The 665-nt window shown below is 69.0% G+C and carries 1 protein-coding gene; it reads right to left on the bottom strand.

Going from position 1 to position 665, the window contains the following annotated elements; translation table 11 throughout:
- Window positions 1-665: AMP-binding enzyme (locus tag D7V93_RS43785; RefSeq protein WP_147451718.1), on the bottom strand; the 665-nt coding region annotated here is incomplete at both ends.

Below are 665 nucleotides of genomic sequence, written 5' to 3'. Positions count from 1 at the left end.
GACGAGCTGCGTCGCCAGCAATGAGTGGCCTCCCAGCTCGAAGAAGTTGTCGTGGATTCCGACAGGGCTCCTGCGCAGCACTTGCTCCCAAAGAGATACGAGGCGTGCCTCCAGCGCACTGCGGGGGAGCACCTGCTCCGTGGTGGAAGCAGACGGAGCCTCGGGTGCGGGCAGGGCCTTCCTGTCCACCTTGCCGTGGGCCGAGAGCGGAAAGGCCGCCAGCGCCACGAAGGCCGAGGGCACCATGTACTCCGGCAGCCGCTGGCGCAGGTGCTCGCGCAATTGAGTGGTGTCCAGCTCCGCCGGTACGACGTGGGCCACCAGTCGCTTGTCGCCGGGCACGTCCTCTCGCACCAGCGCCGTCGCTTCAGTGTCCGGCTCCGCCGGCACGACGTAAGCCACCAGTCGCTTGTCGCCGGGCACGTCTTCTCGCACCAGCACTGTCGCTTCGGTGACCAAGGAGTGCTCGCGCAGCACCGCCTCGATTTCTCCCAGCTCGATGCGGAAGCCGCGCACCTTCACCTGGAAGTCCACGCGCCCCAGGAACCTCAGCGTCCCATCCTCCCTCCAGCACACCCGGTCTCCGGAGCGGTACAGCCGGGCGCCCGGGGCGGAGGAGAAGGGGTGGGGCACGAAGCGCTCGGCGGTGAGGGCCGGCCGGCCCA

Source organism: Corallococcus llansteffanensis (assembly GCF_003612055.1).
Classification (GTDB): Bacteria; Myxococcota; Myxococcia; order Myxococcales; family Myxococcaceae; genus Corallococcus; species Corallococcus llansteffanensis.
The sequence above is the reverse complement of the archived record's forward strand: the minus strand, read 5'-3'. Positions and strand labels throughout refer to the sequence as shown.